Genomic DNA, 20321 nt, shown 5'->3' with positions numbered 1-20321 from the left:
CATATGAAGAGTCAATTGTTGATTGTCGATGGCTATAATATGATTGGCGCTTGGCCTGAGCTGGTGCAGCTGAAAAAACAGGATTTATTAGAGGATGCCAGAGAGGCTTTATTAAATCGGTTATCGAATTATGCGAAATATGAAGGCCTCAAAATCATTGTCGTTTTTGATGCGCAGCTGGTTCCGGGGATTCAACAAAATTATAAAAAGTATCAGTTGTCGGTTGTTTTTACCAAGGAAGATGAAACAGCCGATAGCTATATTGAACGCATTGCAGGCGAGTTGAATACGCGTTTAACGCAGGTAACTGTTGCGACTAGTGATTTGGCAGAACAATGGGTAGTCTTCTCCCAGGGCGCGCTTAGGACCTCTGCCAATGAGTTATATAAAAGCATCAAAAAAACGGAAAAGTCGATTGCTCAAGATAGCCAAGATTTGCATTTTATTGACTTCCGGCGAAACTCCCCATGGAATGAAGAGCAATTAAAAAAACTCTCGCAAAAGCTAGATGATCTATCAAAAGATTAATAAACCGAACCCTATCACCTGAGCATGTTGGTGGTAGGGTTTGGTTTATTCATTCATGCTAAAGACCTTGTGCATATTCTGAGGATTAAAAATCCAGAGCAACTTCCTATTATCCGAATAAACGTTGGGGACAGAAGAAAATCTATCTTCTCTAGGTTTTTCTCCCAACAACTTCCTAAAAAGACTCCGATCTCATCAGTTTCTATAGGTGAGCCACCTTAAGATGGTTCTCGGAGTGAAACATTTCTGTCTCAACCTGCTCCTACAAATAGTTCATAGACTAGTTGCAGAGGCTCCATCAGGATTAAAAAAGGAATCATTCCCTCTTGCATAAAAAAGTCCATTTGGCACGATAAAGATATGCTTTTTTAGCGATTTCTGGTGAAACTTACTAGGTGGCATTGAGCAATAAAATAAACTTTCCCCAAAAAGGGAATGTTTGTCAAAAGAAAAATAAACAAAATGTAAGTTAATTTTGTCTATCTTGATGGGATGGTATGCTTCTTTGTGAAATACTATTTGGAAGGAGTAGTTTTTTTATGGACTTGATTCAGGCGGCAAAGGAGGGGAATGAGGATGCGCTCACCGAGTTATTTAATCAATATCGCCCCATCGTATATAACTTGCAAAAAAAATACTATATTAGAGACTTTGATTCGGATGATTGGCTACAAGAAGGACAGATTATTTGTTATCAAATAGTCAAAGCATTCAAGGAAGACAACGGAGCCACGTTTGGCAGTTTTTTTAAGTGTGCAATGGAAAATCGGGTCAGAAGTTTATTGCGAAAGCAGCATGCATTAAAGAGACGGACGATGGAATTGTCTGTCTCATTAGAAGAAAAAATAGAAACAGAGGGTGCCGAATTTTTAGTAGATACGCAATATGAAGAACCGTATGCTTTAGAGAACTTATTAATTAGAGAAGCCTTAGCAAATTATGAGTTTATTTTTTCAGCGCTTGAAAAAGAGGTGATGAGTGCCTATCTTTTGGGTGCTAGCTTAGAGGAGATTGCTAGTCATCATGTCCTTGATAGCAAAAAAATTCGGAGTGCGTATGACCGAGCCAAGAAAAAATTAGGGGATCAAATGAATGATTATCACTGAAAAATGAAAATAAGGAAAGAGTTCCTCATTTTTTTATAAAGAAAATAATATTGCATTTGGTTTTTTTCTGTGGTAAACTTGTTATTTTTCATAATATGTGCTATTATGGTAAATGAGGTGAACTTTTATGCCAACAACTTTAGCAACGATTAAAAAAGATTTAGAAGGTCGTATCGGTAGTGAAATCATGTTAGTTGCTCAGACTGGAAGAAAACGCCAAACAGAACGCAAGGGTGTCCTGACAGAGACTTATCCTTCAGTTTTCGTAGTGGATTTAGATCCTGATGAAAACTCTTTTGAACGTGTTTCATATAGCTATTCTGACGTATTAACACGAACTGTCGAAATCGAATTCTTATCTGAAGCAATATAAATTGGGGAATGGGTGCACAATCCATTCTTCTTTTTTTCTTTTGAAAGGAGTTTTTTTATGAAGGATAATCAGCCGGCAGAATTATCTTACCACGTTCGAACATTTGATGAGTTAACCACAGCGGAGTTTTTTGAGATGATTAAAACAAGAATCGCTGTTTTTGTTGTGGAACAAAATTGCCCCTACCAAGAAGTAGATGAGCTGGATCGTCACTCTTGGCATACCTATTTAGGCACTAGTGAGGATGTTCAGGCCTACACGCGGGTCTACCTGACTGAAGAGGCAGTTCATATTGGGCGTGTGCTTGTTAAAGAAGTCTACCGTAAGCAAAAATTAGGGAAGCTAATTGTTCAATCTACTCTAGATTGGATCAAGAGGACCTTTCCTAATCAACCGATTGTCATCAGTGCTCAAGCGCATCTACAGCCCTTTTATGAAGCATTTGGGTTTGAGGTGACTTCAGCTGTTTATCTGGAGGACGGAATTCCCCATATCGATATGGTCATTCCTGTCTGATAGTTAGAAGAAAAAGATGAGAAATAAGTAATTAGCAACACAAAAAAACATCGCAGGAATTCCGTCCTAGTTATGACGGGGTCTCTGCGATGTTTTTTAAGTTTGTTTTTAGCGATTTATTCTTTTGATTGTGAATGGTTGGCTGCTTGTTTTTCTAATAAGTCACGAATTTCACTTAAATAGATTTCAACAGCGGGTGTTTCTTCAAGCACTTCTTCTTCTTCGGTTTTACGAAGATTTTTAGCGCGATTTGCCACTTTGACTACGAGAAATAGCACAAAACCTGTGATGATGAAGGTAATCACTGCGGTTACGACATTACCAAAAGCAAAGGTTACGCCTTTTACTGGGGTATAGTCTAAGATGGATGCTGCTTCTTGCAAATCCTTTCCATTGGTAAATAAAGAAATAATGAGGGCAACTAATGGTGTAATTAATCCTTCAACCACTTGATTAATAATTGCGGTAAAGGCACTTCCAATAACGACCCCAACAGCTAAGTCTAAGACGTCGCCTTTGGTTATAAACTCTTTAAATTCTTTAATCATGTTTGTTCCTCCTATAATAAGTGCTACATTCAGTATAACTAAGAACCTTTAAAATTTGAACTAATAAACGTTAGAAAGTGGGCTTAAAGTCCTCAAAGATTACCGAGCTATGCTATAATTGATGATACTTGAGAAAAGTGTAAAGGAGATTTTAAATAGATGATGACACAATTAGTAAATGGCGTAAATTTTCATATTTTACCAACTGAAAAATACAAAACCTTGCGAGTATTTATTCGCTTTACTACCCGTTTAGACAAGGAGACTAGTACCAAACGAACGTTGCTTAGTAGCTTGTTGGAAACCAATAGCTTAAATTTCCCTGACCAAACCAAACTGAGTGCCCGTTTGGCGGAGCTTTACGGAGCAAGCTTTGGGATGAATGTTGGAAAAAAAGGCAATCTTCATTGGTTAAATGTTGGCTTAAATGTCGTCAATGGTAAATATGTTTCTGATACACAACTATTACCCGAGGTTGTCGACTTCTTAAAAGAGGTCTTATTTTACCCAAATATTCAAGAGGGCGCGTTTGAACCGCAGACGTTTGCGTTAGAAAAAGAGAATTTGCGTGCGTATTTGGAGAGCCTAAAAGAGGATAAACAAACGTATGCTTCGTATTCTTTACAAGAATTATATTTTGGCAAGGATGACCATCAAAAAATCCCGAGCTTTGGAACAGTCGCTGATTTAGAGAAGCTGACGGCTGAAGAGATGGCTGAGTATTATCAAAAAATGATTGAAACGGATCAAGTGGATATTTTTGTTGTAGGTGATGTTGAAGAGACGGCTGTAATCAACTTGATGAAAGAGTTACCTTTCACACCCAGAGAAACAGCCAAGCCAGAGATTTTTTATCACCAACCAGTTGAAAATATTATTTCTGAGCGTCAAGAAAAAGAACCGATTACGCAGGCCAAACTAAATCTAGCATACACAACTGATATTTATTATGGACAAACGCAGCGTTTTAGTCTGATGGTCTTTAATGGTTTGTTTGGTGGCTTCCCACATTCTAAGTTGTTTATGAATGTCCGTGAAAAGGAAAGTTTAGCCTATTATGCGTCAAGTAGTGTCGATACCTTTAGAGGGTATATGACGGTTCAGACGGGAATTGATGGAGAAAACAGAAATAAAGTCATGCATTTGATTGCTGAACAGTTAGAAAGTCTTCGTCAAGGAGATGTTTCGGCGTTGGAATTGGCTCAAACGAAGGCGATGCTAAGAAATCAGTATCTTCTTTCTTTGGATAGTCCACAATCTGCTATCGAAACAAGTTATCTGAATCAATGGTTACCGAAAACAGAATTGACGGATGATGAGTGGTTGGCGTTACTTTCTGGTGTGACGATTGAAGACGTCCAAGCTGTGGCCAAACAAATCAAGCTACAGGCTGTATTCTTTTTAGATGGGGAGAAAGATCATGAATAAAACCTATTATGAGCAAATAAATGAAGTATTATATCAAGAAACCTTGCCAAATGGCTTGCAGGTCTTTTTATTACCAAAAAATGAGTATCATAAAACGTACGGTCTGTTTAGTACAAATTATGGCTCTATCGACAATGAATTTATCCCACTGGGTGAGACGGAATTGACCAAGGTTCCTGATGGTATCGCTCATTTTCTTGAGCATAAAATGTTCGAAAAAGAAGACGGTGATGTTTTTCAGCTATTTGGACAACAAGGAGCCTCAGCGAATGCTTTTACAAGCTTTACTAAAACAAGTTATTTATTTTCAACCACCGATCAAGTGATGCAAAACTTAGAGACCTTAATTGATTTCGTTCAAGCACCGTATTTTACGAAAGAGACGGTTGAGAAGGAAAAAGGGATTATCGGTCAAGAAATCCAAATGTATGAAGATGATGCGAATTGGCGTTTATTTTTCGGTATTCTTAGGAATCTTTACCCAAAACATCCTCTGCATATTGATATTGCGGGAACGATTGAGAGCATTGCTGAAATTACGGCAGAAGATCTGTATACCTGCTACAGAACGTTTTACCACCCAAGTAATATGACCTTATTTGTGGTGGGTAAGATGGACCCTGAGGAAATGATGGCGACAATTCGTTCAAATCAAGCAGCCAAAGAGTTTGCGCCAGCCAAAGAAATTGTCCGACATTTTCCAGAAGAAGGCTCAGCTGATCTAATCAAAGAAAGTCAGTTAACTATGGCGGTGACACGTCCTAAATTTATTTTGGGGGTGAAAGGAACCGCGCCACTACCTACTGAGGGCCGCGAACTATTACGCATGAAGCTTTCAATGAGTCTCTTTATGCAATTGGTGTTGGGCAATACTTCGCAAAGTTATTTAAACCTTTATAATTCTGGGATTATTGATGATTCGTTTGGGTTTGAGTTTAATTTAGATCGCAGTTTTTACTTCGCAGATTTTAGCGGAGATGTGGAACAGCCAAAAGAAGCAGCCGATAAAGTTGAAGAGATTTTGTTAGGTTTTAAAGAAAATTCTGAGATTAACCAAGAAAACTTAACTCTTTTGAAGAAAAAAATGTTAGGGAAATATTTCCAATCCTTAAACTCATTGGAGTATATTGCCAATCAGTTTACGCAAAGCTTATTTGGGGATACGACGTTATTTGATATGCCAGAAGTAATTCAATCCATTGAGCTTTCTGATGTTGTAAATGTCGCTAACTCGTTTATTCAGCCAGAAAACTTTAGCCGCTTTTACATGTATCCAAAGGGGTAGAAAAGTTATTTACCTAGGTAAAATGAGTAGGTAAACAAAGAGATTGGAACAAAAGGAGACGCGCTAGGTAAGGATTGAAAAATAGAGAAGGCGTTCTATCAGATAATCACTGAGCGCCCTCTTTTTTATCCTTTTTAGTAGCGAGCTAGAGTGTCTTTATTTTTAAATAATTTGTAGGCTCCTGACCATTTTTTCTATAGATTCTTACAAACAACAAAAAAATGATTAAGTTTCGTTTTAGACTTGTAGAAAACCTATCCTCAGGTTGAATATTTTGTGGTATTCTTAGAGAGGTCGGAAATTAGTTCAGACCTTTTCGACACGTATAAAAAAGGCCTGTGCCTATGTGTCGCTAAATTTGTAGATCAGCGCGTATAATGGGGATAGAAACCCGAAAGCATGTGTGAATGACAGATATTCTATTATGCGCATTTTTATAAATAAGCTCGATAAATAACTGATTCAAAGCGATGAATCAGTAAAAGTATGAGCCAAAAAGTAAATGACAAACGTTGCCTTAAGTAAATATGCAATAAATTCAGACTGGAGAAGATGAGCGAGTGGCCAATGGATATATAGGAGATAAATTGCGGCAAGCCCGTTTAGATAAAAATATTTCGTTAGATGAGCTTCAACAAATGACGAAGATTCAAAAACGCTATTTAGAAGCGATTGAATCAGATAATTATGATACCTTGCCTGGTACTTTTTACGTACGTGCATTTATTCGGCAATATGCGAATGCGGTGGGCGAAGATGGCGAACATTTAGTCGCTGTATTTAATGGTGATGAGGATTTATACCCCGTAGAACGAATTAAACGCCCAGAACCTGAACTAGCGAATGGTTCCAGGAAAGACCTCTATGAAGAAGAACATACACCAAGTCGTTTTATCAGAAGTTTACCTGCAATCGCCTTAGGGTTAGTGGCATTAGCCATTTTGATTGTGGTCTTTTATTATACGTGGCAAAATCGTCAATCAGAGCCGATTATTGGTAGCCCTAGTTCTTCAATGAGTGTGGATAATGAAGTGAGTCAGACAACAGAGAGCTCAAGTCAGCCAGAGAATTCTTCTACTGAAAGCTCATCTAGCTCTTCAGAAAGTAGCACGCAAGAGTCTTCGACAAAAGAATCTGAGGAACCAAAGATGAAGGTTTCATTGGATAGTGAAGCAGGAACTGAAGTAAACATGAGTGTAACTGAAGCAAAAGGACCAATCAAACTGGATCTTGAAGGGCAAAATGCTGCTTGTTGGATTGGGGTTATGATTGATGGCGCTTATGTGTACCAATATACTTTACAGCCTGGTGAGAAACAGTCAACGACTTTACCAGAAAATGTATCGAATGCTACGTTAATTGTTGGTGCAGGCGCAAATGTAAAAATAAACGCAAATAATGAAGAAGTAAACTTTAATCCAACAAAGGCCGCGGTCAGAAAAAACGTTAACTTAACGATTACGTATCAGCAGTAAAACAATCGGGAAAAGTTAGGTGAAATTGCCTAACTTTTCTTACGTTTTGATTGAAATAAGAAAGTTTAAACGGCTTTAGTGGAAAGTTTTTGTTTCCTCACGTAAAATATAGGAAAGCATGAGAGGAGTATTTTTGTGAATTTACCAAATAAATTAACGGTTTTACGGATTTTTATGATTCCAGTGTTTATCTTGATTTTAGTTCTTAATTTGGATTGGGGAAGTCTAACAGTAGGCGACGTTTCTTTATCTGTGACCCATTTAGTCGCCGCCATTATTTTTGCGGTTGCCAGCATTACAGACTGGTTGGATGGGAAGATTGCTCGCTCACAAGGATTAGTTACAAACTTTGGGAAATTTGCGGATCCTTTAGCTGATAAAATGCTTGTTATGACGGCGTTTATTATGTTAGTTGAAGAAGGCAAAGCACCTGGTTGGGTTGTGGCAATTATTGTTTGTCGAGAATTAGCAGTGACAGGCTTACGTCTACTATTAGTAGAAGGCGGCGAGGTGATGGCGGCTGCCTTACCAGGGAAAATTAAAACGGCGACACAAATGGTAGCCATCATTTTATTGTTGATTGAAAATGTACCGTTTAACCTAATTGGTGTGCCGGTTGCAGATATCATGTTATATATCTGTCTATTATTTACCATTTATTCTGGCGTAGACTACTTTGTTAAAAACAGTGAGGTCTTTAAAGGCTCCATGTAGCAGACAAATGAGGTTTTGAGACGGTAAAATATACTTACCACCAGCAGAGAAAAAGGGGAGCATGGGACATAACTCAAAAAGTTATGTCCCATGCTCCTATTCAAACGGTGGGCACAGAAGCAACTCCTTCGGAAATAAGCTGAAATTCACAAAAATTTGAAGAGCAATTTTCGTGAATTCCTTCTTATTTCTCGGAGTTAGACACTCCTGTCCCAACCTCTTCTTTTTTTGGTAAAATAAAAGAAACAAGTTTAAAAGGCGTATATTACTTTGTGGAAGAAGGAAGACAAATGAAGGCAGAGATTATTGCAGTAGGAACAGAATTATTGTTAGGCCAAGTGGTCAATACAAACGCAACATTTTTATCTGAGCAGCTAGCAGGTCTAGGCATAGATGTGTACTATCAAACAGTGGTTGGAGATAACAGAGGGCGTATTGAGGAGCTGTTAGTTCTAGCAGATCAGAGAAGTGATTTAATCGTTTTATGTGGTGGTTTAGGGCCAACAGAGGATGATCTAACCAAAGAAGTTGTCGCCAATCATGTGGGCAAATCGCTTGTTCAAGATCCAGAAGGGTACGCACTTCTTCTAGAATTTTTCAAAAAAGTAAATCGTCCGATGACTGACAATAATTTACAACAAGCATTGACGATAGAAGACAGCATTACTTTGCAGAATCCCAATGGTTTGGCAGTCGGCTCGTTATACCAAGGAGACCATAGTACGTATTTATTATTACCAGGACCTCCTAGTGAACTAAAACCAATGTTTCGTCAAAGTGCCGTTCCTCAATTAGAAAAGGTCTTTCCAGCAACAGAGAAGCTTTATTCGACCGTTCTACGTTTCTATGGTATTGGGGAATCTCAGTTAGTGACCGACTTAGCGGATTTGATTGACGAACAGACCAATCCAACGATTGCACCGTATGCTAAAGAAAACGAAGTCACTTTAAGAATTACCGTAAAAACAGCAGATGAGTCGAAAGGGGCTCGTTTGCTCAAAGAAACCGAAGAAAAGATTATCGCTAGAGTGGGTGAGTTTTTCTACGGATATGGCGATGAGAATAGCCTCGCTGAAGTTGTAGTGGATCTGCTACGGAGCACGGGGAAAACCGTTACGGCAGCAGAAAGTTTGACGGCAGGTTTGTTCCAATCAACTTTAGGTGGGGTGCCAGGTGTCTCTGAAGTCTTCCCAGGAGGTATGGTGACCTACTCACCTCAAGCAAAGGTGACAACACTTGGCGTCAAAAAAGAAACGATTGAAAAACATGGGATGGTCAGTGAAGCCTGTGCCAAAGAGATGGCTCAAGGAATTTTGGCACTTGAACAGACGGATTTTGCCCTATCATTCACTGGTGTGGCAGGTCCGGATGAGTTAGAAGGACAGCCAGCAGGAACCGTCTGGATTGGCCTTGCCAAAAAAGACGGTTCAGTAGAAGCTCGTTGTTATCAGTTTAATCGAAACCGCGCATATGTTCAAAAAAGCGCAGTGATGAGAGGTTTAGATACAATCCGGCGAGCACTTTTAGCTGAAAAATAAAAATGCGAATATTTGTTCGGTTTTTCTTGATTTTTTGAAAAAAAAAAGCTATGATTGTTTTATCGAAAAGAAACGTAAACGTTATGTTTAACTATAAGGAGGATTATCCGATTGGCAGATGATCGTAAAGCAGCCTTAGATGCTGCACTAAAAAGAATAGAAAAGAATTATGGTAAAGGCTCTATTATGAAGCTGGGTGAAAAGATTGACCAACAGATTTCAGTGATTCCAAGTGGCTCACTAGCACTTGATGTGGCTTTAGGTGTGGGTGGTTACCCTCGAGGAAGAATTATTGAAGTTTATGGACCAGAAAGTTCTGGTAAAACAACAGTTGCGCTTCATGCGATTGCAGAAGTGCAAAAAAATGGCGGAACAGCAGCCTTTATTGATGCGGAACATGCTCTAGACCCTCAGTATGCTCAAAAACTGGGCGTAAATATTGATGAATTGCTTCTTTCTCAACCAGATACAGGTGAACAAGGGTTAGAAATCGCTGACGCACTTGTTTCAAGTGGGGCCGTTGATATTGTCGTTATTGACTCGGTGGCAGCGCTAGTTCCTCGTGCAGAGATTGATGGAGAAATGGGTGACAGTCACGTTGGGCTTCAAGCACGTTTGATGTCACAAGCATTACGTAAACTATCAGGTTCAATCAACAAGACGAAGACAATTGCTATCTTTATCAACCAAATTCGTGAAAAAGTTGGTGTAATGTTCGGGAACCCAGAGATTACTCCGGGGGGACGTGCGTTAAAATTTTACGCAACGATTCGTTTAGAAGTTCGTCGTGCAGAACAATTAAAACAAGGAACAGACATCGTCGGAAACCGTACAAAAATTAAAGTCGTAAAAAATAAAGTTGCGCCACCATTCAAAGTCGCTGAAGTGGATATGATGTATGGTCTAGGAATTTCTCAAGAAGGCGAGCTGTTAGATATGGCCGTTGAGAAGGATATCGTGGACAAGAGTGGCGCATGGTACTCTTATAAAGAAGACCGTATTGGCCAAGGGCGTGAGAACGTTAAGATCTATATGGCAGCCCATCCAGAGATGATGGCTGAAGTTTCAGCTCGTGTCCGTGAAGCTTATGGCATTGGCGATGGTTCAACACTTGTTGAAGAAGGACAAGAAGAACTACCGTTAGACGAGGAGTAGAAGGTAAGATCAATAAGCTACAGAGATAACTTTTAAAGCGATAATATTAACAGGCTGATTCACAAAAATCGTTAACGATTTTTGTGAATCAGCCTGTTTTGCTCTATAAAAATTGGCTCAATAAACTTCGCAAGCTTTCTTAAAAGGGTATTTGTAACAAGTAACGGTTTTTCGAGACCCAATAGTTTTGCTTTCTCATCGATAGCTTTTATTGCACCTTGCTCGAGAGAATTCAAACGAGGCCTTAAAAAATAGTAATTGATGTAGACATAAAATTTCCCAAATTAATCTAGATACTTGGCTGTTTGAAATACACTGAAATAATGAGTTAAGCATTTTCTCATTCCTTCATTAGCGGCTAGCTTCACGTCTAAATAGTTAGTTGGTTCAGTGCGTTTGATTTCATCCATAGCTGCATTGACTAAGTCAGAAAAGATATTTATTTTGCTGATTCCTTCTGAGGCACAACGGTTTAAGTTATCATCACCAGAAGAAGAGCCACCATGAAGGACTAAAGGTGTTTTTACGATAGCCGAGATTTCTTTCAAACGGTCAAAGTTTATTTCTGGCGTCCCTTTATACATTCCGTGAGCTGTTCCTATAGAAATAGCTAATGAATCAACATTTGTGGCTTTAATAAAATTGACTGCATCTTCAACGGTTGTATATTTTGAATCTGTCTGTTCATGGTTTTCATAATTTACGCCAGAACCAACATGGCCGATTTCAGCCTCTACCACCACACCTTTAGGATGGGCATAGGCAACAATTTCTTTTGTTTTTTCAACATTTACTTCAAAGCTATCCTGAGAAGCATCAATCATTACAGATGAGAAACCTAGATCAATCGCCCGTTTGATTATACTTGGTGTCATCCCATGATCTAAATGTAAAATTACAGGTACAGATGCCTGTTCGGCTAATCGTTTTCCGTTTAGAGCGGCTTCCTCTAATGAAATGAGATTTAAATGAGATTCTGCTAGAGCAATAAGAACAGGCAAACCAAGCTCTTCAGCTACTTCAACATAGACCTTCATTGATTCTACATCGATAAAATTGGGGGCGGGGATTGCATAACCATTTTCTCTTGCTTGTTTAAATAATTCTTTAGATGTTACTAACATTATTTATTCCTCCAGTTTGTTTATTTTCTATTATTGTTTTTTTTGTGAGTCCTACGATTAAAGCCATCACCATGCTACCAGCTAAAATGCAACCAATATATATAATTGGGTGGTTTATGGCGATTGGAATAACGAATAATCCACCATGAGGCGCCGTTAATTCGATTCCTAAAGCCATAGAAAGTCCACCGCCAACTGCTGCACCGATAATGTTTGCTGGAATCACTCGTAATGGGTCTGCAGCAGCAAATGGGATAACCCCTTCTGTAATAAAGCAAGCACCTAGTATGTAGGCTACTTTTCCAGTTTCTCTTTCTTGTGCCGTAAATTTATTTCTAAAAATGGTTGTTGCCAAACCGATTCCAATCGGAGGAATCATTCCACCGCACATTAAGGCAGCCATTGGACCATAGACGCCACTGGTAATCATTTGAATACCAAATGCATACGCAATTTTATTCAAAGGACCTCCCATGTCACTGACTAAGATTCCCCCTAAGAGAGCCCCTACTAAAATGGCATTCGAACCACTCATGTCGCTTAGCCAATTCGTTAATAAATTATTCATATTACTTACGGGTGTATTAATAACATAATGAATGACTAGAGTAGTTGCTAATGTACCTAGTACAGGGAAGAGAAGAACAGGATTAAGACCGTGTAAAGACTTGGGGAATTTTACCAAGATTTTTTTTAGTAATAGAACAGTGTAACCGGCTAAAAATCCGGCAATCAAGCCACCAAGAAAGCCTGAGCCACCAGTATAAGCGATCATACCACCTATAGCACCTGGAGCCAATCCTGGACGGTCGGCAATACTAAAAGCTACATAACCAGCAAAAATAGGAACCATTAATCCGAAAGCTGCAGTTCCTCCAACTGAATTTAGAAAAGCAGCAAATTCATTATATTGATTTGAGTCTGGGTTTGATGAATTCACACCAAACATGAATGAAATAGCAATTAATATTCCGCCAGCTACAACAAAAGGCAACATAAATGAAACGCCATTCATTAAATGTTTATAGATATCAAAAGGACTGCTTTTATCGCTATTACTATCGTCAGAGGAAGTAGCTGACGTATCACCAGACGCATAAACACTGGTTTTGTTTAAGACCTCTTCGATTAATTTGTCGGGCTCATTAATTCCTTTTTTTGTTGAGGTTTTTACGAGTTTTTTTCCATTAAATCTTGACAAATCGAGTCCGCGATCAGCGGCAATAATAACCCCTGCAGCACGTTCAATTTCTTGAGCTGTTAACATGTTTTCAGTTCCACTGGAGCCATCTGTTTGAACCTTCATTTCGATTCCTTTTTTTGCAGCTGCATCTCGTAAGGCTTGCGCTGACATATAGGTATGAGCAATTCCCGCGGTACAGGCAGTGACACCAACTAAAAAAGTTTTTTCATTATCAGGAGCGCTTGAGACATACTTATCCTCAATCTCTTCTTGTTCTTTTTCATTGATTGCTTCAAGAACCTCCTCAGCAGTGCTGGCCAAAATGAGCTTCGCACGAAATACCTCATCCATTAAGAAAGTGGATAATCGTGACAATGTTTGCAAATGTTCGTTAGAGGCTTTTTCACCAGCTGCAATCATAAAGAATAAATTGCAACGTTCATTATCATAAATAAAGCCCTCGAGACTTCTGCCAAAAGCAATCCCAGGTTTACTTACGGCGCTTGATTTTGCATGGGGTATGGCTATACCTGATCCGACCTCTGTAGAGATCATATTTTCTCTATCCCAAATATCTTCTTGATAGTTAGCTAAATCAGTCAAATTACCATTTTTTTCCAATAGTAAAGATAGTTCGTCAATCACATCTACTTTATTTTTTGCCTGTAACTTCAGTTGTATGGTTTCTTTGGTTAACATATCTGAAATGTTCATTATTTTCATCTCCTTATAGTAACAGTTGCGTAGGGTAATGCCGGCTTATTCTTTCTTACGAGAGGAACTTAAGACTCTAAAAAGGTGTCTAGCTCTTCTTTTGTTTTGATATTTGCTAAGAGTTTCAAATATTCCTTGTTAATAACGATTCGATGAATTTCCTCCATTAATTGGCTCATCTCAGCCTGTTTATCTTTTCCGGGTATCACGAGAAAGACAAGATTCACCTCGTCACTTCCCCAAAAAACAGGCTTTTCTAAAATCAAAATGCCGATTCTCATTTGACTTTGATTACTGGGACTTAATGGGTGGGGGATAGCTACACCATTTCCGACTTCAGTTGTTGATAAACGTTCTCTTTCAATCAGACTTTCATATAGATGCTCTATATTCATTTCTTGGAGCATATATTTTAAAACGCTTTCCTTTTTATTTAATGAAGTTCGATTAAAGTAATTTACTTTTAGAAGCTTTTTAGATAGTAACTTATTAACTAATTCTTTTAGATTATGAATATCTTTTTCGGTAGCTAGCTCGCAAACTTGTATAGTAGGAATAGTTGTTACTTCATTTAATTCTATAGGAGAAATTAGTAGTTGAGTTTCACTAGACAAAAAAGATATTTCTTCGAATGTGATAATATTCGAAATCTGTAAGCCGGCTACTTTTTGTTCAAGCTCTCTTTTTAATAAAACAGAGGCGGGCTTGTTGCGTCCTGAAACAATCATTGCTTGAATAACATTTTTGTTTTTTCTTTCGATAAATGAGGCAAAATGTAAGGCTAAATAGCCAATCTCATTTTCAGGTATGTTAATTTCTAACTTCTGGCTGATAAGATGGGCAAAACTGACGGAAATATAATAAGCTTGAATATATTCTTGTTTAATTGTTGTGACAAACGAATTTTCAATGTAAAAATTGAATAATAAGGGATAGATATCCCGTGATAGATGGAGAATTAAACCAGAAGATAGCTGACTGTCATTTGAAAAATCCATATGATATTCTTTTTCCAATTGAACAAGAGCCTCTGTAATATTTCGTTTGATTTCCTCCGGTATATGTGGTTCATTATCCTTTGTCGCCTCAAAAAGGAGACGTTGACTCATCAAATAGAAACTTAGATAGATTATTTCTGCTTCTGGAATATTAATGCTTCGTTGTTTCGCAATTCCATGTAGTAATTTTTTAGAAATCGAATATTCTTTTGTTTGAGTGATGTCATACTTATCAAGTAAGTGGGAAGCATCATCAATAGAATGTAACGCTTCAATTCGTTTGAGACAAATAACTAAATAAGAAATAATCGGCAGCAAATTTTCATCATTCGAGGGAATTTTTAGCTGATCAACATTTTGCTCAATATAGGAAACATAATCATTCAGTTCTTTTACCGTAGTCCAGTTTTTGAAATAGTGCGAAAGTGATTTAATAAAATTTGAGTTTGTAAGAGCAGGTGGATTAGATAAACTATCTAAAAATAAACGTTTATCTATCTCACTTCCTACGAGTTTTATTCCCTGAAAAATGATACTTTCAACTTTAATATCACGTAATTGATCATCCATTAATTGCTGAATCTTTAAGACGTCATTCCGAATAGTTTGGCTAGAAAAAAGCAAATCTTCAGCAATTTCTTCATAAGTTACCCAATCATTTTTTTCCATTAGATATTTAATAATGAAAAAAGCCCGCTCTTCAAATTCAATCTGTTGTGATCGCCGAATCTCTTTAATTTCACCAGTTAGAATATAGCCTTTATTTTTGTTATTCTTTATTTTGGCATCAATCAAGTAGTTTTCATTCAAATCTCGGATGTAACTGCGAATCGTTCGATCAGATACACGTAGTTTTTGAGCTAATTCACTTCCTTTGACAAACCCCCTTTTTTCTTGCAAAGAAACGATTAACTTTACATATTTTTCTCTCATTTTAATCACATCTCCTACTTCTTGAGCTTAGTGCATTTTAAAAACCTTTGCTATAATGAACTTCTTCCTATGTAAGCGGAAACTTTTTTGAAAGATAGAATCAGTTAATGGAAAAATTTGCTACATTTTGCTGTTTTTATTTTTTTTAATGGCTGAATCGTTTTATGTTAAGGAGTAACAATTGTAAAGAGGGGAGCTAACATAGGTATAATTATTCTAGCATGATTTAAATATATCTATCGATAGGTTGGGGAAACTGTCATCTGCCTATTTGGAATATCTAGGTAAATGAAGGGGAAAGAAAAGTATATAGAAATCATAGCCTTAATTAATAAGTAATAAATAATGAGTCAGGTGTTTTAAGAGGATACTCGGTCTGCTACTTATTAATTGAATTTACTTGTTTTTTCTGATAGCGGTTAACAAAATTGTTTAAATAACAAAAAAGTGGAAATAAATCAGTAAATGGCGACAAAAATAACATGCCTAATCGTTTGATGAGAAAAATATCTATCGTTGAACCTCTTTCTATGGAGTTGAGAGGAAAAACGGATAAGACTCTCTGTAATTAAAGTTGACACTCACCCTCACAAACATTAGAATAAAGTAGTGTGTAACCACACATATGCAAGTAGGCATATTGATAATTAAAAATAGTTTATCAAAAAACTACATTAATAGTTAAAATGAAAAAGAAAGATAGTATGGAGGTGGATTCAATGGGATTTTATATTCTCCTCGCTATCATCGGTTTAATTGTCGGCCTTGTTTTAGGTCTTTTCATCGAAAAATCTCGTCATGCAAAAGAGATTGACGGTGCAAATAATTCTGCAGCAGGTATCTTAGAAGGTGCACGCAAAGAAGCAGAAACCCTAAAAAAAGAGGCTTTGTTGGAAGCTAAGGAAGAGAACCAAAAGTATCGGTCAGAAATCGAAAGTGAGCTGAAAGAGAGCAAATTAGAAGTTAAAGCACAAGAAAATCGTTTGCTGCAAAGAGAACAATCTTTGGATCGTAAAGATGATTCTATCGGAAAACGCGAAAACTCACTGGAAGACAAAGAAGAAAAACTTGGTGCCAGACAGCAATTAATTGACGAGCGAGAACAAGAAGTTGAAAAATTAATTGAAGAACAAAAACATGAATTAGAACGAATTGCTGGGTTATCTAAGGATGACGCAAAAGAAGTCATCATGAAAGAAACAGAAGAGGAATTGAATCATGAATTAACGGTCATGGTTAAAGAATCTGAGCAACGAGCAAAAGAAGAAGCAGATCGTAAAGCGAAAAACTTACTTTCTCTAGCTATTCAACGTTGTGCAGCCGATCAAGTATCTGAAACGACAGTATCGGTGGTCACTTTACCAAATGACGAGATGAAGGGCCGTATTATTGGTCGTGAAGGTCGAAATATCCGCACCCTTGAAACATTGACAGGAATTGATTTGATTATCGATGATACGCCAGAAGCGGTAGTATTATCTGGATTTGATCCAATTCGTCGTGAAATTGCACGTATGACTTTAGAAAAATTAATTCAAGACGGGCGTATTCATCCAGCTCGTATTGAAGAGATGGTTGAGAAATCTCGTAAAGAAATGGATGAACGAATTCGTGAGTATGGAGAGCAAGCTGCTTTTGAAGTAGGCGCTCATACTTTACATCCAGATTTAATTAAGATTTTGGGTCGTTTACGTTTCCGTACAAGTTATGGTCAAAATGTCTTAAATCACTCAATCGAAGTCGCCAAGTTAACAGGTGTTTTGGCTGCTGAATTAGGCGAAGACATTCAATTAGCGAAGCGCGCTGGTTTATTGCATGATATTGGTAAGGCGTTAGACCACGAGATTGAAGGCTCTCACGTTGAGATTGGTGCTGAGCTTGCTGCGAAATACAAAGAAAACTCAGTGGTTATTAATGCCATTGCTTCTCACCATGGAGATACTGAAGCAACTTCAGTTATTTCTGTATTGGTTGCAGCCGCAGATGCCCTATCAGCTGCAAGACCAGGTGCTAGAAGCGAATCACTAGAAAACTATATTCGTCGTTTAGAAAACTTAGAGAATATTTCAAATGGGTTTGAAGGCGTTGAATCAAGTTTTGCCGTACAGGCTGGGCGTGAAGTTCGTGTGATGGTCAAACCAGATGAAATTTCAGATTTAGACACAGTACGTTTGGTGAGAGATATCCGTAAGAAAATTGAAGATGATTTGGATTACCCAGGTCATATCAAAGTTATTGTAATTCGTGAGACACGCGTCACTGATTACGCTAAATAGTCATGTGAAACAGAAGCCTTAGTAATCGGGCTTCTGTTTTTTTGGTTCATCAAATAATGAAAGAGGCTGGGACATAACTCCACAAGTTATGTCCCAACCTCAGACTGTAGGGAACATTTAGCCATATTATAAGAAGTCTTTACGGATAGGAGCAAAGGTATCTAATAATTCTGAGTGATCCTCTAAAGCAATACAACCATGTGTTTGATGACTTTCAAATCTCAAGATATCCCCCACTGTCACAATATAGACTTGCTCTTCAATCCAGAATTTAAAGGAACCTTTTAGAATATAAGTGACTTGCTCTTCTTTATGACTATGCAAATCAGGCGTTTCCGTTTTTTTAGGGAAGCGGACAATCACGCTCATAAGTTCATCTCCATAGGTAACAACGCATCGTTCAGTAGTTGAATTAATAGACTCAAAAATCATATCTTCTTTTTTTATTAACATTTGGTAGTAACTCCTTTTAATCTGAGTAGCTCATCTTTACGTGAGCAGATGGTTTATTTTTAAAACGAAAGACAAGTGTATAGCGAGACTCCTGACTAGGGTTTCCGATTGTGCGCATTAAATAAAGCGTACAAGGATCAGAAACATCAAAATTTAAAGACCCATTGTCAGGTAAATAGGCAATAAACTCTCGCTCGATTTTTAATAAATTGATTTCTTGGACAATTTTATTTGTCAGCTGTGCAGCATAAAAATCATTAGGTAAATCAATTTTTGTTCCTTCTATAGAGAAATGCACTTGAGGAAGGTCAATATGTTGAACAAAATCAATGGTAGTAGCATCTTCACAGATAGCAAATGACTCTACAGCAAATGAGTCGTCATTTAATGCGATAGAGCGGATAATCTCACTAGCAGGATAAATGTCGTTACTTTTTACAGAAAATTGCTGCTCATTTTTAGTAATGATTTCTGATTGATACAAGATATTATTGAGTTGCTCATTTACAATGACTGAGTTATGTCCTAATGGCGTGTTATACCATTGGCGAACAAGCTCACTGCCATAGCCTACGTTTGAGATATCTTTACTGACTAGCTGATTAGCTATGGTAAATTCAATCGTTAAAGGATCATAATGTGCATGAGACAAAGTTTTTACACCATATTTTAAAAATAGATTGAATTTTTTATTCCGTAGCACAATCAGTTTTGTATCCAAAAAATACTTCGAAGGCTTGTGGTTGTTCTTGGCTGAATGTGGCGTATCAGTTAAAATTAGTGCGCCTGTTGCTGAACATTTTTCAAAAAACAGTTCATCCTCTATAGGAAGTGCCACTCTATTTATAGGAAGATTAAATAATTCTTGGTAGATAGATTGAATCTCATTTTTTTTTGGGTAGCTTGCGGTTAGTAGTTCAAAAACATTTAGATAGGTTTTTAAATTAACGTTTGGCCATCCATCATTCGGATTAGGAAATACACCATTTTGGAAAGCTAGCTCATAACTAAACGTCATCATTTTCGTACAGGCCGCTTCAAGCTGGTCATCTTGGTACCCAGACCAATTCAAAAATAGCGATAAATACCCTAATGCTTCCATTACATAGTGATGATAGTGTATGGAACCTTCATACCAAAAACCATCTGTTGTTAAACCATTTGTCAGATGTTCATAAATACCATAAGGTCGTTTAAAGTCATCTTGGTTAAAAGTGCCTGAAACTAATCGCATGATTTGAATAGCCACTTCTCGCCAAAGTGTAATATTATGATCAATGAATTGTTGTTTATTTAAGAATTCAACTGCAGGAAGAAGCAGCTGTTCGTTTATTAGGATTTTCTCCTCTTCTGTGAAGTGCTCATTTAAAATGGTGTAGATAAACATCATTTTGATAAGCGCTACAGCTTCGGAAAGGCCCTGAGCCATAATTTTACCGGGGCCTTGGAAATTGATTTGGTAATCCTTAAAAGTCCAGTCACTGTCTTTCGGATCAAAATATACCTTGTTTGCTTTTAGGTCTTTTTGGACACGTTCATATTCAGACATATCTGGTAGAATAGTATTTTTGATATGAATCTCAAATGAACGATAGTTTTTCGCATAAAATAGGAGAAGCTTTTTTACGAATGCGAGGTAATGGTTCTCACCAGTTTTTAAATAAAGGATAGCTGCATTCTTCATCACAGTGAGTGAGTGGTTTCTAGTAATCGTCACCCAAGTGCCATTTTTTTTATCATCTGTATAGATTGTTCCGCAAGTAGAGCATCTATGTTCAAAGGGTTTCTGTTTATCATAAGCTAAAAATGTGCCATCTTGGTCACAGAAGTAATAATGTCGCCACCCGGAAAGCCAAGCTGGGTCATCTTTCCAAGTCTCAATAAAGGAATCGGTTGTTTCTTTTAATTCTGCAAACGAAATCTCTTTATTCTGAATATTTTTTTTAAAGTAATCTGTTTTTAACATAGTCAACT

The 20321-nt window shown here is 37.5% G+C and carries 17 protein-coding genes; 11 read left to right on the top strand and 6 right to left on the bottom strand.

Translation table 11 applies throughout. The features are described from left to right. The first annotated feature begins 3 nt into the window (after window positions 1–3). The 4 genes from IGI37_RS18540 (at window position 4) to IGI37_RS18525 (ending at window position 2523) form a co-directional block, all read left to right on the top strand. Window positions 4–528 carry an NYN domain-containing protein gene (locus IGI37_RS18540; protein WP_438763535.1) on the top strand — a complete coding sequence of 175 codons (525 nt, stop codon included), beginning with the start codon at window positions 4–6 and terminating at the stop codon, window positions 526–528. Window positions 529–1067: 539 nt separating this feature from the next. Next, window positions 1068–1634: a sigma-70 family RNA polymerase sigma factor gene (locus IGI37_RS18535; RefSeq protein WP_438763534.1), complete on the top strand. Its 567-nt coding sequence runs from the start codon at window positions 1068–1070 to the stop codon at window positions 1632–1634. Between the two features lie 127 nt (window positions 1635–1761). Next, complete coding sequence (locus IGI37_RS18530; RefSeq protein ID WP_161843513.1) at window positions 1762–2007, top strand: Veg family protein; 246 nt, start codon at window positions 1762–1764, stop codon at window positions 2005–2007. Window positions 2008–2064: 57 nt separating this feature from the next. Further along, window positions 2065–2523, top strand: a complete 459-nt coding sequence (locus tag IGI37_RS18525) for a GNAT family N-acetyltransferase (RefSeq protein WP_438763533.1) — start codon at window positions 2065–2067, stop codon at window positions 2521–2523. 116 nt (window positions 2524–2639) lie between these two features. On the opposite strand, the gene mscL is transcribed toward IGI37_RS18525, so the two are convergent. Beyond that, window positions 2640–3071, bottom strand: a complete 432-nt coding sequence (mscL, locus tag IGI37_RS18520; RefSeq protein ID WP_438763531.1) for a large conductance mechanosensitive channel protein MscL — start codon at window positions 3069–3071, stop codon at window positions 2640–2642. A 159-nt stretch (window positions 3072–3230) separates the two neighbouring features. Here mscL and yfmF point away from each other — a divergent pair, with 159 nt between their 5' ends. The 6 genes from yfmF (at window position 3231) to recA (ending at window position 10666) form a co-directional block, all read left to right on the top strand. Continuing rightward, window positions 3231–4499 (top strand): EF-P 5-aminopentanol modification-associated protein YfmF, encoded by a 1269-nt coding sequence (gene yfmF, locus IGI37_RS18515; protein ID WP_438763530.1) that lies wholly within the window; start codon window positions 3231–3233, stop codon window positions 4497–4499. Beyond that, a complete protein-coding gene (gene yfmH, locus IGI37_RS18510) occupies window positions 4492–5784 on the top strand; it encodes an EF-P 5-aminopentanol modification-associated protein YfmH (protein ID WP_438763529.1) in 1293 nt (430 codons plus the stop codon). The genes yfmF and yfmH overlap by 8 nt, the downstream gene beginning before the upstream one ends. 560 nt (window positions 5785–6344) lie before the next feature. Beyond that, entirely contained in the window at window positions 6345–7259 is a 915-nt protein-coding gene (locus IGI37_RS18505; RefSeq protein WP_438763528.1) for a RodZ domain-containing protein, read from the top strand. Between the two features lie 135 nt (window positions 7260–7394). Beyond that, window positions 7395–7973 carry a CDP-diacylglycerol--glycerol-3-phosphate 3-phosphatidyltransferase gene (pgsA, locus tag IGI37_RS18500; RefSeq protein ID WP_438763527.1) on the top strand — a complete coding sequence of 193 codons (579 nt, stop codon included), beginning with the start codon at window positions 7395–7397 and terminating at the stop codon, window positions 7971–7973. 290 nt (window positions 7974–8263) lie between these two features. Next, window positions 8264–9511, top strand: coding sequence for a competence/damage-inducible protein A (locus tag IGI37_RS18495; protein WP_438763526.1), 1248 nt, complete (start codon window positions 8264–8266; stop codon window positions 9509–9511). Window positions 9512–9622: 111 nt separating this feature from the next. Next, window positions 9623–10666, top strand: a complete 1044-nt coding sequence (recA, locus tag IGI37_RS18490; RefSeq protein ID WP_438763525.1) for a recombinase RecA — start codon at window positions 9623–9625, stop codon at window positions 10664–10666. 284 nt (window positions 10667–10950) lie between these two features. Here recA and IGI37_RS18485 read toward each other — a convergent pair whose 3' ends face one another. From IGI37_RS18485 to IGI37_RS18475, 3 genes are all read right to left on the bottom strand, one after another. Continuing rightward, the gene (locus IGI37_RS18485; RefSeq protein ID WP_438763524.1) at window positions 10951–11790 is read right to left on the bottom strand and encodes a class II fructose-bisphosphate aldolase; all 840 of its coding nucleotides are present in this window, start codon (window positions 11788–11790) and stop codon (window positions 10951–10953) included. Then, window positions 11774–13687, bottom strand: coding sequence for a PTS fructose transporter subunit IIABC (locus IGI37_RS18480; RefSeq protein WP_438763523.1), 1914 nt, complete (start codon window positions 13685–13687; stop codon window positions 11774–11776). The genes IGI37_RS18485 and IGI37_RS18480 overlap by 17 nt, the downstream gene beginning before the upstream one ends. Before the next feature lie 68 nt (window positions 13688–13755). Next, window positions 13756–15618: a BglG family transcription antiterminator gene (locus IGI37_RS18475; protein ID WP_438763521.1), complete on the bottom strand. Its 1863-nt coding sequence runs from the start codon at window positions 15616–15618 to the stop codon at window positions 13756–13758. 719 nt (window positions 15619–16337) lie between these two features. Between IGI37_RS18475 and rny the strand changes: the two genes are divergently transcribed. After that, window positions 16338–17894 carry a ribonuclease Y gene (gene rny / locus IGI37_RS18470; protein WP_438763520.1) on the top strand — a complete coding sequence of 519 codons (1557 nt, stop codon included), beginning with the start codon at window positions 16338–16340 and terminating at the stop codon, window positions 17892–17894. A gap of 126 nt (window positions 17895–18020) precedes the next feature. Here the strand turns inward: rny and IGI37_RS18465 are convergent, their stop codons facing one another. Further along, a complete protein-coding gene (locus IGI37_RS18465; protein ID WP_438763519.1) occupies window positions 18021–18347 on the bottom strand; it encodes a cupin domain-containing protein in 327 nt (108 codons plus the stop codon). A 16-nt stretch (window positions 18348–18363) separates the two neighbouring features. Beyond that, the gene (locus IGI37_RS18460) at window positions 18364–20313 is read right to left on the bottom strand and encodes a heparinase II/III domain-containing protein (protein WP_438763518.1); all 1950 of its coding nucleotides are present in this window, start codon (window positions 20311–20313) and stop codon (window positions 18364–18366) included. Window positions 20314–20321 lie beyond the last annotated feature (8 nt).

The sequence above is a fragment of the Enterococcus sp. AZ194 genome, from assembly GCF_051713825.1.
In the GTDB taxonomy this organism is placed as follows: domain Bacteria; phylum Bacillota; class Bacilli; order Lactobacillales; family Enterococcaceae; genus Enterococcus_K.
Note: the sequence above shows the minus strand (reverse complement) of the source record. Positions and strands in the feature narration are given on the sequence as shown.